Source organism: Staphylococcus sp. 191, from assembly GCF_011174885.1.
Lineage (GTDB): Bacteria > Bacillota > Bacilli > Staphylococcales > Staphylococcaceae > Staphylococcus > Staphylococcus coagulans.
Map to the genome: position 1 here is coordinate 1 of NZ_PNRJ01000002.1, position 16,115 is coordinate 16,115.

Sequence of the window (16,115 nt, forward strand, 5' to 3'; positions counted from 1 at the left end):
TCAAGATGCAGACGCTGCAGAATACAATGGTGGATACAACCCGAACGACCCAACTTCATATAGCTACAGCTACACAATCGACCAACAAGGTAACTACCACTTCCAATGGGAAGGTAACTGGTCACCAGCTCAATTCAACGGTGGAAACGCATCTGCAAACTACTACACAGCAGAAGATAATACAAATCATCACTACACTGGTGCAACTTATGCTGCGCCACGTCAAACATACAGTGCACCTAGAGCATCATATAACTACTCAGAATCAACAACACGTTCTTACCAAACATCAAACAATGCTTCACGTTCTTACCAAACAACAAGCACATCAACGCGTTCAATCTCAAACGGTTCAGCTGGTACAAACTTATACACTGCTGGTCAATGTACTTACTACGTATTTGATCGCGTAGGTGGTAAAATCGGTTCTACATGGGGCAACGCAAATAACTGGGCAAGCGCTGCTGCTGCCGCTGGTTACACTGTAAATAATCGTCCATCAGCTGGTGCTATTATGCAATCAACTTCAGGTGCATTTGGTCACGTTGCATACGTTGAATCAGTAAACAGCAATGGTTCAGTTACAGTTTCAGAAATGAACTACGGTCACGGACCTGGTGTTGTAACTTCACGTACAATTTCAGCAAGCCAAGCTGCTGGTTATAACTTCATTCACTAATTACAATATCATTTAAAAAAAGGTTTGGGTGCAATCGCCCAAACCTTTTTTTAAAACCAATATGCAATCGTAATCCAATATCCAAATGCGAATAAATATAACAGCGGAAAGTTTTCCATGTTTTTAGCTTTGATTTGTTTGTAAACGACATGAATACCAATGCCTACAAACACCGCTGTTAATAACAATCGAACAATGAGCATTATTGATATGGAGCCAGTGACAAAAAGGCTTGGGATACGTGAAAATGCCATTAGTAGCGTCAAAACGACGATCATAATGGTATATACGATTGTGTCAATCGACCGATACAAATGTGAATACGTCCAAGCCACAATCAAGCCAAATAGCGTGATTAATATGGCTTCATGGATACGTTCATACAAATTAAGGGTACCTGCCTTATAAAGTACAATCGCTACAAAATACAATATAAGGCTGATAACCCAAAATAATATTGAAGGACTTTTTAATTGTTGTTCATCATGGTTGATGTATCGGTGAATCCCAAACCATAATAGTGACATCGCTACAAGAACTATTAAGTAAAACATGGAATCACCTCATTTATATTTAATATATTTCCTTTTTTGCAAGAGTTAAAACATATTTCATGCTCATTTTTATAACATATGCACTATATTTTATAAAAAGGCACCACATTCTTTTCAATGTCCCCTTTACAAAAAACAAGGAGCGACAATGTCATCGTTATGATTTCATTGTTTCACTCCTCGAATAAATTCTAACTGTTATGTTTTATTTTTATGTTATATCATAGCAAGATTTCATTAAAATCAAAGCCTTTAAGCTTGCGCTTTCTTTTTAATGCCAATCCCTGTAAAGCCATAAAATACAGCAATCATGACACATAAATAACAAGGGACTGCCCAAACAAAGAACTCACCGACACCAACACCTAACTGTTGTGTATAATAAATACCTGATGTGCCCCAAGGGATAAGTGGAATAATCATCGTACCTGAATCTTCCAGTGTTCGAGACAAGTTAACACGATCTAGCCCCATCTTGTCATAAAGTTGCATCATCAGTACACCAACCATAATAATAACAACTGATGCAACACCGGCTGCTAATACCATCATTAATCCACCGATGACCGTGACAAGAATCAACTGACCCACTGTATTGACATTTTTTGAAATACGATGTAGTAAGACATCTAAACAACCTGCTTTTTCAACAATACCCGCAAAGGCATAACCACAAAATATCGTGACGATGATTTGTGTCATGCTCATCATGCCACCTTGTTCAATTAAGCTAATCGCCTTTTTAGATAAATCAGATTGTGTGACTAACATATCTTTACTAAAACCATTAAAAGTTGCGATAAAACCATTTTGCAATTTAAATCCGTGATCAAGCCAACCTACCAATATCGCAACAACACTTGAAATGAGCATCGATGGTACAGTTGAAATTTTAGCCACTAAACAAATGATAATTGCGATTAAAGGTAACCAGATGAAGAAATTAATATGGTACATCGCTTCGATATCTTTAAGCAGACCATTGACTTGACTTTCCTTAGCTTGAACAGCAAAGCCACTCGACGCAATATGCCAGACAATCAAGCCGATAATTGAAGCTGGTACCGTGGTCCATATCATATGCTTGATATGACTGAATATGTTAACACGTGTAACTAAAGCAGCCAGATTTGTTGTATCTGAGAGTGGTGACATTTTATCACCGAACACAGCACCTGAAATAATTGCACCTGCTGCCATACCAGCTGGAATATCCATGTTTAAAGCAATTGCCATTAATGCAATACCAGCTGTAGATGCAGAACCCCATGCTGTCCCTGTTGCAACTGAACAAATCGCTGAAATTAAAAATGCTGAGACTAAAAAGTAACTCGGACTTAAAAATTTCAAACCATAGTATATTAATGCAGGCACCGTTCCAGAATACATCCACGTCCCTACAATAATCCCTACGGATAGAATAATAAAAATTGCGGGCATCGCTGTAGATAAACGATCTGTAATGCCTTCTTCAAGATCTTTCCAACGTAAACCAACACGCCATGCAATCCAAGAGGCATACGCAGCTGAAATAATCAGTAAAGGCTGTACAGGTATTTTAAACACAATAAAACCGACACAGACGACAATCATCATTACGACGATAGTTGATAGTGACTCAATTAAAGTTGGTTTTCTTTTCATACACAACACGCTCCCCTTTGTTCGCTTAGTAAGAAATCAGACCGACTTTCTCTCTCCCTAAATATTCAATTGTTAGCCCTTCATTAAAGAAATCACGTTCTAAAATGGTAGAAGCAATCACAATAATGGCGTCTATGTTCGGCGTTGGGACACCGATTTCACGGCCTAAACTTGACCAAAGCACCAATCCATATGCGATATCTTCTGTTAAATAACGATTATTGACTTTATTAGGTCCTGGGATTCGTGAAAAAACAGGACTGTGGTTAAAGAGCTTGTTAAGTGGCTCATCTTCCATTTCTCGCTCTAAGTAACCCCGTTCTATACGTGCTTCTTTAGCTGTTTCTAATTCAAAGCCCAGCTTACGACCAAGCGTTAATCTTTCGACTTCAACTGCATGAAGCAAGCGTACAGTGTGATTTGTGATACCTTCTTTATAAAGTGCGAAATCACCACTATAGTCAATACGTCCAACATTTAATAATGTAGGGCCTGGATGTACTTCTGGATTCCCATTTTCTAAGTTTGTACGCCACAAACTTTCTTCTTTAACAATATATGGATAAATTTGTTCCACTTTTTTAAATGTCTCAACTAAATCATCTTTATCAAAAGTAGAGAAATAAACTTTACGTACATTTAAAGATAAATCGACACTCGCTGTTGAAAAGTCAACACGTGTCCCATACGTTAACGTATTCGCTTCTGCAAATACTGGCGATACATCTAAATGATATTCTTCTAATACTTTCATAAAGCGCGCTGAACCCATTGCAGCCGCCATATTAAAGAAGACAATTTGGTCATCTTTAATATACGGTGCCATCAATTCAGCATAATACTCAATAAATGAAGACGGAATACATAGCATTACAATTTCAGCGTCCTCTATAACATACGCCATGTCATCACTGATATTTGTAAAGTTTACAAAACTTTCTTTACCTTCATTATAAAAATTAAAGCCGCCTTGTTCTATCGCTTTATCAAATTTATTAATAGATTGGTTACGACAATAAAGTTTGACTTCGTGTCCTTGATCGACCATATCAACAGCTGCTGTAACCGCACCATTTCCTGAACCTACTACCGCTATTTTCATATGTTTACCCTTCTTTCTCGACTGTTTTTTACTTCCATAGCACTGAGCAACATATTTGTGACTCATCAAGCATCGTAACAGAACCACGATAAAAAGAAAACAGTTTTATCAATGATTTCACTATTTTCTACCTACTTTATTCTTCATACCCTCTCTTCCCCATTATTATGTTTAAAATTTCAAATCGATTCTCCTCTTTATTGGTTATAATTCCTTTATTATCAATGGTTTAGCGTATATTATCCCAATAGAAATCGTCTTACCTTTAATGGAACGTTTAGATTTACAATTGATTAGGCTTCTTTATTTAAGTTACATCCCATCCATGCAAATTGAAGCATTCAAATGAAGCTCCTGCCAACAATTTGCTTCTCTAGTTGAATTATGATAGATGATCATCACAAAATCATTTTTAATATTACAAGTTCTGTAATAGTCCTACACTTGATATTTATACTTTGAGGTCTGTATCACTGACAGTGACAGTTTTTATAAGATATTTCATTTAAAATGACAAGATTACATATTTTCCCAAAGCCTTTTTAATTCAATTACAAAATTGTAACATTCCACACAGACCCTATATTTTCTGATAAAGTGTTCATTGTCGTTGAATGAACGATTAATTCTTTATAACAACTTAAAACTTAATTAACTTTACCAATTCAAATAGACGAGAAATATTGAGGAGGACTTTTTATTATGTTAAAAAAAATCGCTACAACAACTACATTAACGGCAGGCTTGGGTGCTGCTTTAGTCGGAATTCAACACAATCAAGCAGATGCTGCAGAAAACAATTACAGTTTTTCTTACAATTATAATTACAATACAGATGGTACAAATTATGATTATCAATCAAGTAGTAACCAAACTTCATCATACGGTCAAAACACAACTACAACTTCTACTTCAACACATGCTACTGGTGTGACAAGTGCAGGCAATCTTTATACAGCAGGTCAATGTACTTGGTATGTATATGACAAAGTTGGTGGAAAAATTGGTTCAACATGGGGCAATGCTAATAACTGGGCAAGCTCAGCATCAGCTGCAGGATTCAAAGTAGATCATAACCCAGAAAAAGGCGCTATTTTACAATCCAATGATGGACCTTTTGGCCATGTTGCTTACGTTGAATCTGTCAATAACGACGGTTCAGTAACTGTTTCTGAAATGAACTATAATGGTGGACCATTCAGTGTCAACTCACGTACAATCTCAGCTTCAGAAGCAGCATCTTACAACTATATCCACATCTAATAATAAAATTGATAAAAACCATTGTCGACTTCAAGCGTCCACAATGGTTTTTATGTTTTCTAGACCTTTCTACAACATAACTGAGCTGCGTTATAGAAATAAAGTTATTCTATTAAAGTACGAATACATCGTGTTAATGACTAAAATATTTAAAGTGATATCAATGCTTTAAATGTATTAACCTCTCTAAGTCCTATCCCTTTCCCCTTAAACAATGAAGGAACATCTGCTAGCGCTAATAAAATCATCATACTGATTTTTTGAGGTTGTCGTTTGTTTGCACTTCTTATATCATAGTGCTATATGCAAAAAGGGAGGTTGTTTGAGATGCAATGGGCAAAAGTTGTTATTGCCGGCCTGTTGGAAGTGGTATGGGTGATTGAATTAAATCATTCTCACCACTTTTATCAATGGGTCTTGACGATTGCTTTAATAGGCTTAAGTTTTTGGATGATGGTTTCTGCTTCAAACCACCTTCCAGTGGGCAGCGTTTATGCTGTGTTTGTAGGACTCGGTACAGTGGGAACGGTCACAGTAGGGATGCTCTTTTTCGATGAGACGATCAGTTTTGTTAAAATCTTATTGATAACATTGCTTTTAACTGGCGTCATTGGTCTAAAGTTAACCTCAGATAAGGAGAACGAACAAGCATGAGTTGGATTGCTTTAATATTTGCAGGATTACTTGAAGTTTTAGGTGTGCTATGGTTAAATCAATTCGCCCAAACACATCAAAAACGCTATGTCTTATTACTTGCCGTTACATTTGCATTAAGTTTATTTAGTTTATCTTTAGCAATGACAACGATACCGATGGGCACTGCATATGCGATATGGACTGGCATAGGCACTGCAGGTGGCACAATTTTAGGCATGTGGATTTATCATGAATCTAAAGACGCTTTAAGAATATGTTTTATTACTTTGATTATTGTTTCTGCAATTGGCTTACGTATGCTGACCTAAACGGCTATCCTTGTATTATAGAAAGGGGTTTCATATACTAGAAGTGAAAGGTGGGAGTATTTCATGAAAAAAGTATTTATTGCAGGTCCGATTCCAGAAGAAGGACTAAAATTACTCAAATCATATTTTGACGTAGAGATGTACGAAGGTGAAGGTATTATAGATAAAGAAACACTTAAAGCGGGCGTTAAAGACGCCTTTGGTCTTGTGAGTCTGCTTTCAACAGAAGTGGATCAAGAGGTCATCGATAGTGGAGCAGAATTAGAATTTATTGCCAACTACGGTGCAGGTTTTAATAATGTTGATGTCGATTATGCACGTTCTAAAAACATCGGGGTTTCAAATACACCCAAAGCTTCTACACGCTCAACTGCTGAATTAACATTTGGTATTTTACTTGCTGTAGCGCGTCGTATTCCAGAAGGCGATCAATTAATGCGCCACGAAGGATTTGGCGGCTGGGCTCCCCTCTTTTTCCGTGGTCGCGAAGTTAGTGGTAAAAAAATCGGTATCATTGGCTTAGGTGAAATTGGTTCAGCCGTAGCACAGCGTGCAAAAGGATTTGATATGGAAATTCTATATACAGGGCCACATCAAAAACCTGAAAAAGAGAAAGAATTAGGCGCACAATATGTTGACTTAGAAACTTTACTCAAAACAGCTGACTTTGTCACAATCAATGCGGCGTACAATCCTTCAATGCGTCATATGATCGATAAAGTACAGCTAGAATTGATGAAGCCAACAAGTTATTTAATTAATGCGTCACGGGGCCCAATTGTGCATGAACAAGCTTTACTTGAAGCTTTGCAGAATAAGACTATCGAAGGGGCTGCTTTAGACGTTTATGAATTTGAACCTGAAATTACGGAGGGGCTCAAATCGTTAGATAATGTCGTGATTACGCCTCATATTGGTAACGCCACATACGAAGCAAGAGATATGATGGCTGAAATTGTTGCGAATAACTTGATAAAGAAAGCAAAAGGGGAAAAACCTGATTACATCGTTAACGAATAAATAACATCCTATGATTGTTTTACCCTTTTACATGATATTAGGCATGTTGATAAAGGGGACGTGTTTCAAACAAATTAATACACATGTGATTAAAACGATGCCAAACGATACAATGGTAGAAGATAACTGAGCGGGACAGAAATAAATACGCTTTCTCTCCTGCTCTATATAAAAGCAACCGTAAGGATCACTTAAAATGTGTCTTACGGTTGCTCTTTTATTTTGTTATTCACTTTTTGCTTTGTATAAAAACCGTGTTTGTGCAGTGACAAATCGATCCGGAGTCATTTTCATACAACGATTTCTCAATGCTATAAGCCCACTATTTTGATATTGTGCAATACGCCCAATTCGACGTGACTGCTTAATCACCTTTTTAGTATGTTTGACACGCAAACGATCATAACGCTTAAGCGCCTCACTTAATGTTGAAAAACGTTTTAATACATTAGTCAAGACAATCGCATCTTCCATCGCTTGACCTGCACCTTGTCCCATATTCGGTGTCGTCGCATGTGCAGCATCTCCAAGTAATACTACACGTTCTTGATAAACGAAAGTTGAGAGTGGTTTCAAATCATAAATATCGTGGTGTAATATCTCCGTCTCTGGTTGATGATCGAGCACTTGCCGAACAGCGTTTGGAAAGTGATTAAAATAAGCTTGTAAATAAGGCTTGTTAAAATGTTTGTATGCTACATCATTTTCTTTGGCGTTAATAGTCGCAAACCAATACGCACGCCCGTTTAATAATGGTACGATACCGAAGCGTCCTTTTTTATCCCAGTATTCTTCCGCAATATGATCGAATTGAGACATATCCTCTACAACGCCACGGAAACACGTATAACCTTGATAATTGATTTTCACATTAGGCTGTACTGCGTCTCTCACTTTTGAATGTATGCCATCTGCCCCAATACATAAATCGACCGTGACTGCTTCATGGCTTTCGAATTGAATACGCACACCTTCCGCTACACGTTCAACCGTAGTGACATAATGATTAAGATGAAGTATTTTTTTATCGACATAGGATGCGATTAAATCCATTAAATCTTGTCGTAATAATGTGATATTCGTTGATTGTTGAGACAAAGTCGCTTGACTTAAAACTGTCCCTTTTGTATCTAAAACGCGCATTTGTTGGAGTACTTGTCCGGCATTTTTCAGACCTTTCGCTAAATCATGATGGCCTAATTTGACAAGGACGTTATCACCGATACCAATGCCTGCACCTATTTCTCTTAATGCGTCTTCTTTTTCAAATAGGTGAACGTCATGGCCTTGCTCTTTTAACAATACTGCTGCCGTTAAGCCTCCAATGCCTGCACCTATAATCCCAATCTTCATAATGATTCACCTCGTTCTTTACAGTCAAATATCAGTGTATCACAAAATGCCACAGACACCTATCTCACTTTGTTTAATTTTTAATATTTGCATCTCTGTTCACTTTTCTCCAAAGCTTATGTGTCGGTACTGTATCTCAATATATAGAATAGATGAAATAAAAAAGAACAAATACATGGCGTTTTCTATCAAATCGCACATCTCACGCTTAATCGATAAAGAAACACTTGTATTTGTTCAACTCTATTTTATCCTTTTTGGTAAAAGTCTTTTCGAATATCATCCTTTTTAATCCCATAATGCTCATAATAAATAGACATGCGCTCTGCAATTTTCCGCGCCCAGTCGATATCACTCGCATATTGGTTTGTTGCAGGCTGTTTGGGATTCCAACGCATTTGATACAAATTCAATTGGCCGTTCTCAAAATAGTTTTGCCTCACAAACTTAGCCCCACCCATAATCGCCTGACGGGGTGATGTCCAATTTGCTTTTTGCGCGTAACTCGAACCTGTTTTAACTGCGTCGCTATCAAAAGCGCCAATACCAAAGAAATTAAAATATTTTTTCTTTCCTGACTTAACGCCTTGTGCAAGTTCAGATTTGCCTTCTCCAGTCTCCAGTTGAGCATGACTAATCAAATAAATGACATTCACATCATACTTATTTTGCGCATCTAGAAACGCTTTTCCTTGTCCTTCAAGAATGCCTTTTCCTTTTAGCATTTGATTGACTTCTTTTTCAGACATTTGAACAGCTTCTGATAAATCCATATACATCAAATCTGAGTCTTTCCGTTTAATTTCCATTGCGTTTTTAACGTCTTGATGAGACGCTTTAACAAATTGATGGCTTTCTGATTTTGTATGTAACGCCTCACCTTTTACTTGCTTGTCATAGGCTTCTGAAAATGTATGTGTTTTGTCATTTTTAAATAGTGAGGTCTCATTAATCAGTAGTAAAATCGCAAAAATGGTTAATATTAAAATCAGCAATGCACGTGATGGTTTTTCTTTAATGAACCGCTTCATATTTTTGAAAGACTCCTTTTTGTATTGACACTATCTCGTCACAAAAATAACGCATATCACGATAACGAGCACGATAAAATAGGAGGCATTGACTACAATTTTAAGTGTTCGATTTCCATGAAATAGCATATTAAATAATACAAGGCTTAACCCTAAAGAAACGATAAAACAAATTAAAGCCAGCCAAGCACTTACAAATAACAACATTAAAACGCCAAGCACGAGTAAAACGTTTGAAATAATGCCTAGTATTTTTATATTTCTTGTATCCATCTCTTCACCTCTTCGCACCGCTTTATTTTATCATGAAACCTCCTTCATCGCGACTTATCACTTTAAGACAAGCTCAAATTTTATTACGCAATATTGATGATAATAGAGAAAATGAGTTGAGACATCATTACATCTCAACCCATATAACCCGAATATATCATCATTAATGCATAATACGTTATGCTATTGACTTAAGTCTACATAGAATAGAGACTTTTCAAGGCACGCAATACGAGATACGCGACTTAGCGTGACATCCCTTTTAGCATATTTAAAAAGTATGTTAAACTTTGATTCATTTCGTCATCTTTTAACACGCGCATAAATCCTGCAATAGAAGTTCGAGCATTCGGACTTGCTTGATTGGCAACATGTAAGCCTTTATTCACTTTATTTAATAAGACACGCAATGCTTCAGGATCTAACGCGCCCAACATAAGCACCATTTGCCCCATATTATGAATGACACCGCTGTATTGATCTTTGTTTAACTCATTTGTCAATTTCTCAGCAATGACACCACGTTGTTTAACAGCACCTTTTGCCGCATCTAAAATCTTCGCATCATCTAATGCGCGGACTAACTCAATCGCTTTTAAAATACTGTCTTTATTTTCTGCAATGGCGTCCGTCACTTCAGTGAGACGCTCTGCTTTGATTTCTGCTTCACTTTTTTGTATACGTTTAATTTTAGATATTCTTTCAGCCATTACTTCATCACCTGATCCCCTGGGAAGACATAGTCAGGTCTTGCCCATTTTTTATCAACACGGACACTATATTGTGGATGACGTGTTTGGTTTCGGAAGTTCGTTGGATTAAGTAGTGATTTACCACGCTGACTTAATACTTCCATACGACAACATGTTGATTTATATGCAGGTGTATGTGTTTCAGGATCCGTCACACTACTCGTTAAGTAATTAATCGCACCTTGACTATTATCGTTTAATGGTAGATAAATTTGCTTACCTTTCACGCGATTGGTCACATGGACGTGGACTGTTGCTTCACCTGTTTCAGAAATCAATTTAACCGCAGCACCTTCATGAATGTCTCTTTCTTCTGCTAACTGAGGTGAAATTTCAACAAATGTTGTAGGCATTTTGTATTGTAAGCCTGGAACTTTATAAGTCATATTCCCTTCATGGAAGTGTTCTAACAAACGACCATTATTGACATGTAAATCATAAAGTTCATTAGTTTTATAGAAATTATTGAAATCAAGTGGATAAAATTTAGCTTTACCATTATCAAAATTAAAGCGTTCCGTAAATAATAACGGTGAATCTTTACCATCTGCTTCAACTGGCCATTGTAAACTGTTATAGCCTTCTAAGCGATGGTATTTCACACCTGCAAACATAGGTGCTAAATCAGACGCCTCGTCCATAATTTCTGAAGGGTGTTGGTAACCCCAATCAAATCCCATTTCTTTCGCAATCAGTTGCGTAATTTGCCAGTCTGGTTTCGAGTCACCTAATGGTTCAAGTACTTGGTATAAACGCTGGAAACGACGCTCTGTATTAGTAAATGTACCTTCTTTTTCTAAAGATGGACTCGCCGGTAAAACAACATCTGCGTATTCAGCTGTAAATGTTAAAAACTCATCTTGTACAACTAGGAAATCCACTTTTTCTAATGCAGCTTGAACATAGTTGATATTGGAATCCACAATCCCTGTATCTTCTCCTAAAATAAACATGCTATGCACGTCACCTGCATGAATGTGATCCATCATTTGGTGGTTGTCATAACCCGGTTTACTTGGCAAAGTGACACCCCATCGCGCTTCATAACGGCGTCGCGCTGCATCGTCTTTTACACCTTCATAACCTGGCAGTTTATCCGGCATACTACCAAAGTCAGAACAACCTTGCACGTTATTGTGTCCTCTTAAAGGATAAGAACCTGCGCCTGGCTTCATATAATTACCTGTTGCAAGTAACAAATTAGAAATGGCAGTACTCGTATCAGAACCTGTTTCCTGTTGCGTTACACCCATAGCCCAACAAATCGCTACAGTATTGACACTTACAATCTCTTTCGCAAGCTGAATTAAGCGTTCTTTCGCAATACCAGTCGTCTCTTCAGCAAATTCCATTGTATAATGCTCAAGTGATTGATAATAATCATCAAAATGATCTACCCATTGTGTGATGAAAGCTTTATCATGCCAATTTTGATCAATAATATATTTCGTTACCGCAGAAAGCCAAACTAAATCTGTACCCGGATGAGGTTGGTAAAATTCATCCGCACGTTGGGCCATTTCATGTTTACGAATATCGAAAACGTGCAATTTTTGACCAAACAGTTTATGCGAACGCTTAATGCGTGACGCAATGACAGGGTGAGCTTCAGCTGTATTTGTACCGACAGTAATTACCATTTCTGCATTACCAATATCTTCTATTGAACCTGAGTCACCGCCGTGCCCTACTGTACGGAATAACCCTTTCGTTGCAGGTGCTTGGCAGTATCTTGAACAATTATCTATATTATTCGTGCCAATGACTTGACGCGCTAATTTTTGCATTAAATAAGATTCTTCATTAGTGGCTTTTGAAGAAGAAATAAATGTGAGTGCATCTGGACCATAGTTGTCTTTAACTTCTTGCATGCGTTTAGCAACGTATGCAATGGCTTCGTCCCACTCTACTTCTTCAAATTGATCGTTACGACGAATCAATGGTTTTGTTAATCGCTCTTCAGAATTCACATAATCCCAACCGAACTTTCCTTTTACACATGATGAAATTTTATTCGCAGGTGAATCGTGAGACGGTTGTACTTTTAAGATTTCGCGATCTTTTGTCCACACTTCAAAGCTACATCCTACACCACAATATGTACAAACAGTTTTTGTCTTTTTAATCCGTTCTTCACGCATTGCCGCTTCCGAGTCGGATACAGCGAATAATGGACCGTAACCAGTCTCGGCTTTTTTAGTTAAATCAATCATGGATGCCAAAGTGCCTGGTTCAATGTCTGTCATATAACCGGCATTACCCACCATGTTATTTTCCATCATCGCATTACAAGGACAAACAGTGGCACATTGACCACAACCTACACATGATGAATCATTAATAGAGACATCATTATCCCAAATAACACGAGGTTGTTCACGTTCCCAATCGATGGAAAGGGTTTCATTCACTTGCACGTCTTGACAGACCTCTACGCATCGACCACATAGTATACATTGGTTTGGGTCATATCTATAAAAAGGACCGAAATCGACCTCGTACGGTTTCGGCTTATATTCGTAAGATTGATGCTCCAATCCCCATTCGTCCATTGTATTGTGAATTTCACAATTTCCATTATTATAATCACATACCGTACAGTATAATTGGTGTTTCTCTAAAATACGATCTAATGCTTCTTTTTGGCTGTCTTGAACACGTTGATTCGTTGTATTAACGACCATTGAGCGATTAATCGTTGTCCCACATGCACGTACAATTTCACCATCAATTTCAACAGCACATGTGTCGCACGTTTGTATAGGGCCTAACGATGGATTATAACAAATCGAAGGTACAAACGTATCTTGTTCTTTAATCAGCTCAAGTAAGTTTTTGCCCGGTTCTACAAGATAATCTTTACCATCTAAAGTGACTACCAGATGCTCTTGCATAATATCCCCTCCATTATATTTTTATCTTTCCTAAGATGCCCCCACATACTTAGTTACTTTTATTTTATACCCTTCATAAGAAAATGTTAACTATTTATGAAAATGCCACTAAAAAAAATTTATGTGTTTAAATATGTATCTTTATCATCAATTTTTACAACAAATAAAAAAGATAGGTAAAACGACTGACAATTTTAAAATAATCCTTACTTGTCATCGTATGACCTATCTTTAATGTTATATTTTAGTGTGTTGCTCCGTGTACAGTTTGGATATCTGAATCATATTTAAGGCACACTTTAATTGCCGATTCTAATCCTTGAACCATTAAGTCAACAGACATAGACGGTTGTCCTGGCTTATTAATGACTTGCTTAGGTGTGAAAGGAACATGAATGAAACCTGTCTTTAAGCCTGGATAATCACGCTCTGCCGCATAAGCCAATTGATACATAATGTGGTTACAAACAAATGTACCTGCACTATTTGATAAGCTTGACGGAATACCTTCAGCGCGAATTGCTTCCACTATTCGTTTGACAGGAAGTGTCGCAAAATAAGCAGGTGCACCGTCTACTTGAATAGGCTGATCAATCGGTTGTTGCCCTTCATTATCCGCTATTCGCGCATCATCCACATTAATCGCAACACGTTCAGGCGTAATTTCAAAGCGTCCTCCTGCTTGACCGACTGCAATAACAACATCATAATGTGTTTGTTCTAACTTTTCTTTAACGACAGCCATACTTTTATGAAAAACAGTTGGAATTTCCAACTTATCAACTTGATGGCCTTCTATTGTATCAGGTAATTTTTGAACCGCTTGTAATGCCGGATTGATTGATTCGCCGCCAAATGGATCGAATGCAGTAACTAAAACGTTCATTGATAAAACCTCCTATTTTAAAATGCGAATGTATACATAAAAATGATATGAACTAAAATTAAGATGAGCGCCATCGGTATTTGGGCTTTGATCACTGCAAGCTCATCTTTCATTTCTAATAATGCGACCGGTAACGTATTGAAATTCGCCGCCATCGGTGTAAGTAATGTACCACAAAAGCCGCCTGTCATTGCCAGCGCACCCGCAACTGCAGGATCTCCACCAATTGCCATGACGAAAGGTACACCTATACTTGCAGTAATCACCGTGAATGCCGCAAACGCATTCCCCATTAACATGGTAAACAAGACCATCCCGAATATATAAGCTGTCACACCAATCAATGGATTCCCTTCAGGTAAAAAGCTAGAAATTCCTTTAGAAATCGTTGTGCCCACCCCACTGACAGTAAATAGTATGCCTAACGCTGCAAGAAATTGTGGTAAAATCCCAACGGTTCCGATTTGTTGTACGAGTCGATCACTGTCATATAAACCAATTTTTGCTTTTGGCCGTAATACCAGATAAGCAACAATAATCGCAATCACTGAGGAAGCCCCAATGCCAATGGCACCACCCAACGGCGTCCAAGTAGATATTACAATCGCAACGACCGCCAATACAAGTGCAGGGATAAATAAGCGATTACCAAAGCGCGTCGCACCTTCAGATTCTTCTCGATGTTCGACTTCTACAACTTGACCGACACGAACATTTTTCGTTATCGTCAACAATCCCATAAATAAAACGAGACTCCCATTTAGCCAGTTGGGTATGTATGGCCCTACCATAAATAATGCACCTAATAGACACCAAAATAAAGCTGTTCCCATACGTTTTTGATTGAGTGGATTGCGGTATACACGCCACGCTGTGTAAATAAACTGTAGTCCAATTAAAATATAAAAAATTTCTAAAATTTGATTAATCGTGTGTTGACTCATGACGTGTCTCTCCTTTCACACCATATTTACGTTCCAATTTACGATCAAACAACTTATTTTGAATGACACCTATAATTAAAGTGGCTATCGCAATTGGCGCGGAATATAAAGCAATTTGAATTGCTGTCACGTGCATATCAAGAGACTTAAACGTCGCTACAATTAAAAGCACACCCGATGCACCAACGAATAGGTTTTGACCGAAAAAGTTACCATAATTTTCCATTGCAGAAATATGGGCTTTCAATTTTTCCTCATCTTCTGGTTCTAAATCTCGCTGATATTTCGCTTTTGCTGCAGCCTGTACCATTGGATTCATCAGTGGCCGTACAAATTGAGGATGACCCCCAATACGAATAGATGCCAGACCTGCTATTTCTCGAATCAATAAATAGATGGACATAATTCTGCCAGAGGTCACCCCTTGTACTTTATTAATGAGTCGCGTCGCTTGTGTCTTTAAACCAAATCGTTCTACCATCCCCACCATCGGTAAAGTAAGAATAAATAGCGACACCATACGATTATCTACGAATGCTTTTCCTAATGTATCCAGGATTTCAATCAAGCCCATATTCGAGACGAGACCTGTTGCAACAGCAGCAATTAACACTGTTCCAATTGTATCCCACTTAAAATAAAATCCTAATACGATAATGATAATACCAATAAGTTTAAGCCATTCCATAATAAACCTCCTTCAATAAAGCCGATAATGCACATTTCTTTCGTTGTAGTAACACAGGTCGTTCACT

The 16,115-nt window shown here is 37.7% G+C and carries 16 protein-coding genes; 5 read left to right on the top strand and 11 right to left on the bottom strand.

All coding sequences use genetic code 11. The annotated features are described in order from the left end of the window. The coding region (locus C1H58_RS02020; RefSeq protein ID WP_165545157.1) for a CHAP domain-containing protein at positions 1–679 on the top strand (679 nt) is incomplete at its 5' end. 50 nt (positions 680–729) lie between these two features. On the opposite strand, the gene C1H58_RS02025 is transcribed toward C1H58_RS02020, so the two are convergent. The 3 genes from C1H58_RS02025 to C1H58_RS02035 all read right to left on the bottom strand — a co-directional run bounded on the left by C1H58_RS02025 (position 730) and on the right by C1H58_RS02035 (position 3,979). After that, positions 730–1,233: a hypothetical protein gene (locus C1H58_RS02025; RefSeq protein ID WP_231909494.1), complete on the bottom strand. Its 504-nt coding sequence runs from the start codon at positions 1,231–1,233 to the stop codon at positions 730–732. Positions 1,234–1,485: 252 nt separating this feature from the next. Next, positions 1,486–2,877, bottom strand: coding sequence for a Na+/H+ antiporter NhaC (nhaC, locus tag C1H58_RS02030; protein ID WP_165545158.1), 1,392 nt, complete (start codon positions 2,875–2,877; stop codon positions 1,486–1,488). A gap of 25 nt (positions 2,878–2,902) precedes the next feature. Then, a complete protein-coding gene (locus C1H58_RS02035) occupies positions 2,903–3,979 on the bottom strand; it encodes an NAD/NADP-dependent octopine/nopaline dehydrogenase family protein (RefSeq protein WP_060829513.1) in 1,077 nt (358 codons plus the stop codon). Positions 3,980–4,681: 702 nt separating this feature from the next. Here C1H58_RS02035 and C1H58_RS02040 point away from each other — a divergent pair. From C1H58_RS02040 to C1H58_RS02055, 4 genes are all read left to right on the top strand, one after another. Beyond that, positions 4,682–5,242 carry a CHAP domain-containing protein gene (locus C1H58_RS02040; protein ID WP_165545159.1) on the top strand — a complete coding sequence of 187 codons (561 nt, stop codon included), beginning with the start codon at positions 4,682–4,684 and terminating at the stop codon, positions 5,240–5,242. Between the two features lie 327 nt (positions 5,243–5,569). Beyond that, positions 5,570–5,896 (top strand): DMT family transporter, encoded by a 327-nt coding sequence (locus C1H58_RS02045; RefSeq protein WP_165545160.1) that lies wholly within the window; start codon positions 5,570–5,572, stop codon positions 5,894–5,896. After that, the gene (locus C1H58_RS02050; protein WP_050345283.1) at positions 5,893–6,207 is read left to right on the top strand and encodes a DMT family transporter; all 315 of its coding nucleotides are present in this window, start codon (positions 5,893–5,895) and stop codon (positions 6,205–6,207) included. The genes C1H58_RS02045 and C1H58_RS02050 overlap by 4 nt, the downstream gene beginning before the upstream one ends. Before the next feature lie 63 nt (positions 6,208–6,270). Continuing rightward, complete coding sequence (locus tag C1H58_RS02055; protein WP_165545161.1) at positions 6,271–7,227, top strand: NAD(P)-dependent oxidoreductase; 957 nt, start codon at positions 6,271–6,273, stop codon at positions 7,225–7,227. A gap of 225 nt (positions 7,228–7,452) precedes the next feature. On the opposite strand, the gene C1H58_RS02060 is transcribed toward C1H58_RS02055, so the two are convergent. From C1H58_RS02060 to C1H58_RS02095, 8 genes are all read right to left on the bottom strand, one after another. Beyond that, complete coding sequence (locus C1H58_RS02060; protein WP_165545162.1) at positions 7,453–8,580, bottom strand: FAD-dependent monooxygenase; 1,128 nt, start codon at positions 8,578–8,580, stop codon at positions 7,453–7,455. 248 nt (positions 8,581–8,828) lie between these two features. Continuing rightward, positions 8,829–9,611, bottom strand: a complete 783-nt coding sequence (locus tag C1H58_RS02065; protein WP_050345280.1) for an N-acetylglucosaminidase — start codon at positions 9,609–9,611, stop codon at positions 8,829–8,831. A gap of 30 nt (positions 9,612–9,641) precedes the next feature. Continuing rightward, positions 9,642–9,884, bottom strand: coding sequence for a hypothetical protein (locus C1H58_RS02070; protein WP_016426292.1), 243 nt, complete (start codon positions 9,882–9,884; stop codon positions 9,642–9,644). A 245-nt stretch (positions 9,885–10,129) separates the two neighbouring features. Further along, a complete protein-coding gene (locus C1H58_RS02075) occupies positions 10,130–10,594 on the bottom strand; it encodes a helical membrane plugin domain-containing protein (RefSeq protein ID WP_050330161.1) in 465 nt (154 codons plus the stop codon). Next, on the bottom strand, positions 10,594–13,530 hold the full coding sequence (gene fdhF, locus C1H58_RS02080; RefSeq protein ID WP_165545163.1) for a formate dehydrogenase subunit alpha: 2,937 nt from the start codon (positions 13,528–13,530) through the stop codon (positions 10,594–10,596). Before fdhF ends, C1H58_RS02075 begins: the two co-directional genes overlap by 1 nt. Positions 13,531–13,774: 244 nt before the next feature. Then, on the bottom strand, positions 13,775–14,416 hold the full coding sequence (gene pcp / locus C1H58_RS02085) for a pyroglutamyl-peptidase I (protein ID WP_165545164.1): 642 nt from the start codon (positions 14,414–14,416) through the stop codon (positions 13,775–13,777). Between the two features lie 17 nt (positions 14,417–14,433). After that, positions 14,434–15,360, bottom strand: coding sequence for a DUF979 domain-containing protein (locus C1H58_RS02090; protein WP_103356133.1), 927 nt, complete (start codon positions 15,358–15,360; stop codon positions 14,434–14,436). Beyond that, positions 15,341–16,048: a DUF969 domain-containing protein gene (locus C1H58_RS02095; protein WP_165545165.1), complete on the bottom strand. Its 708-nt coding sequence runs from the start codon at positions 16,046–16,048 to the stop codon at positions 15,341–15,343. The genes C1H58_RS02090 and C1H58_RS02095 overlap by 20 nt, the downstream gene beginning before the upstream one ends. Positions 16,049–16,115: the final 67 nt, after the last annotated feature.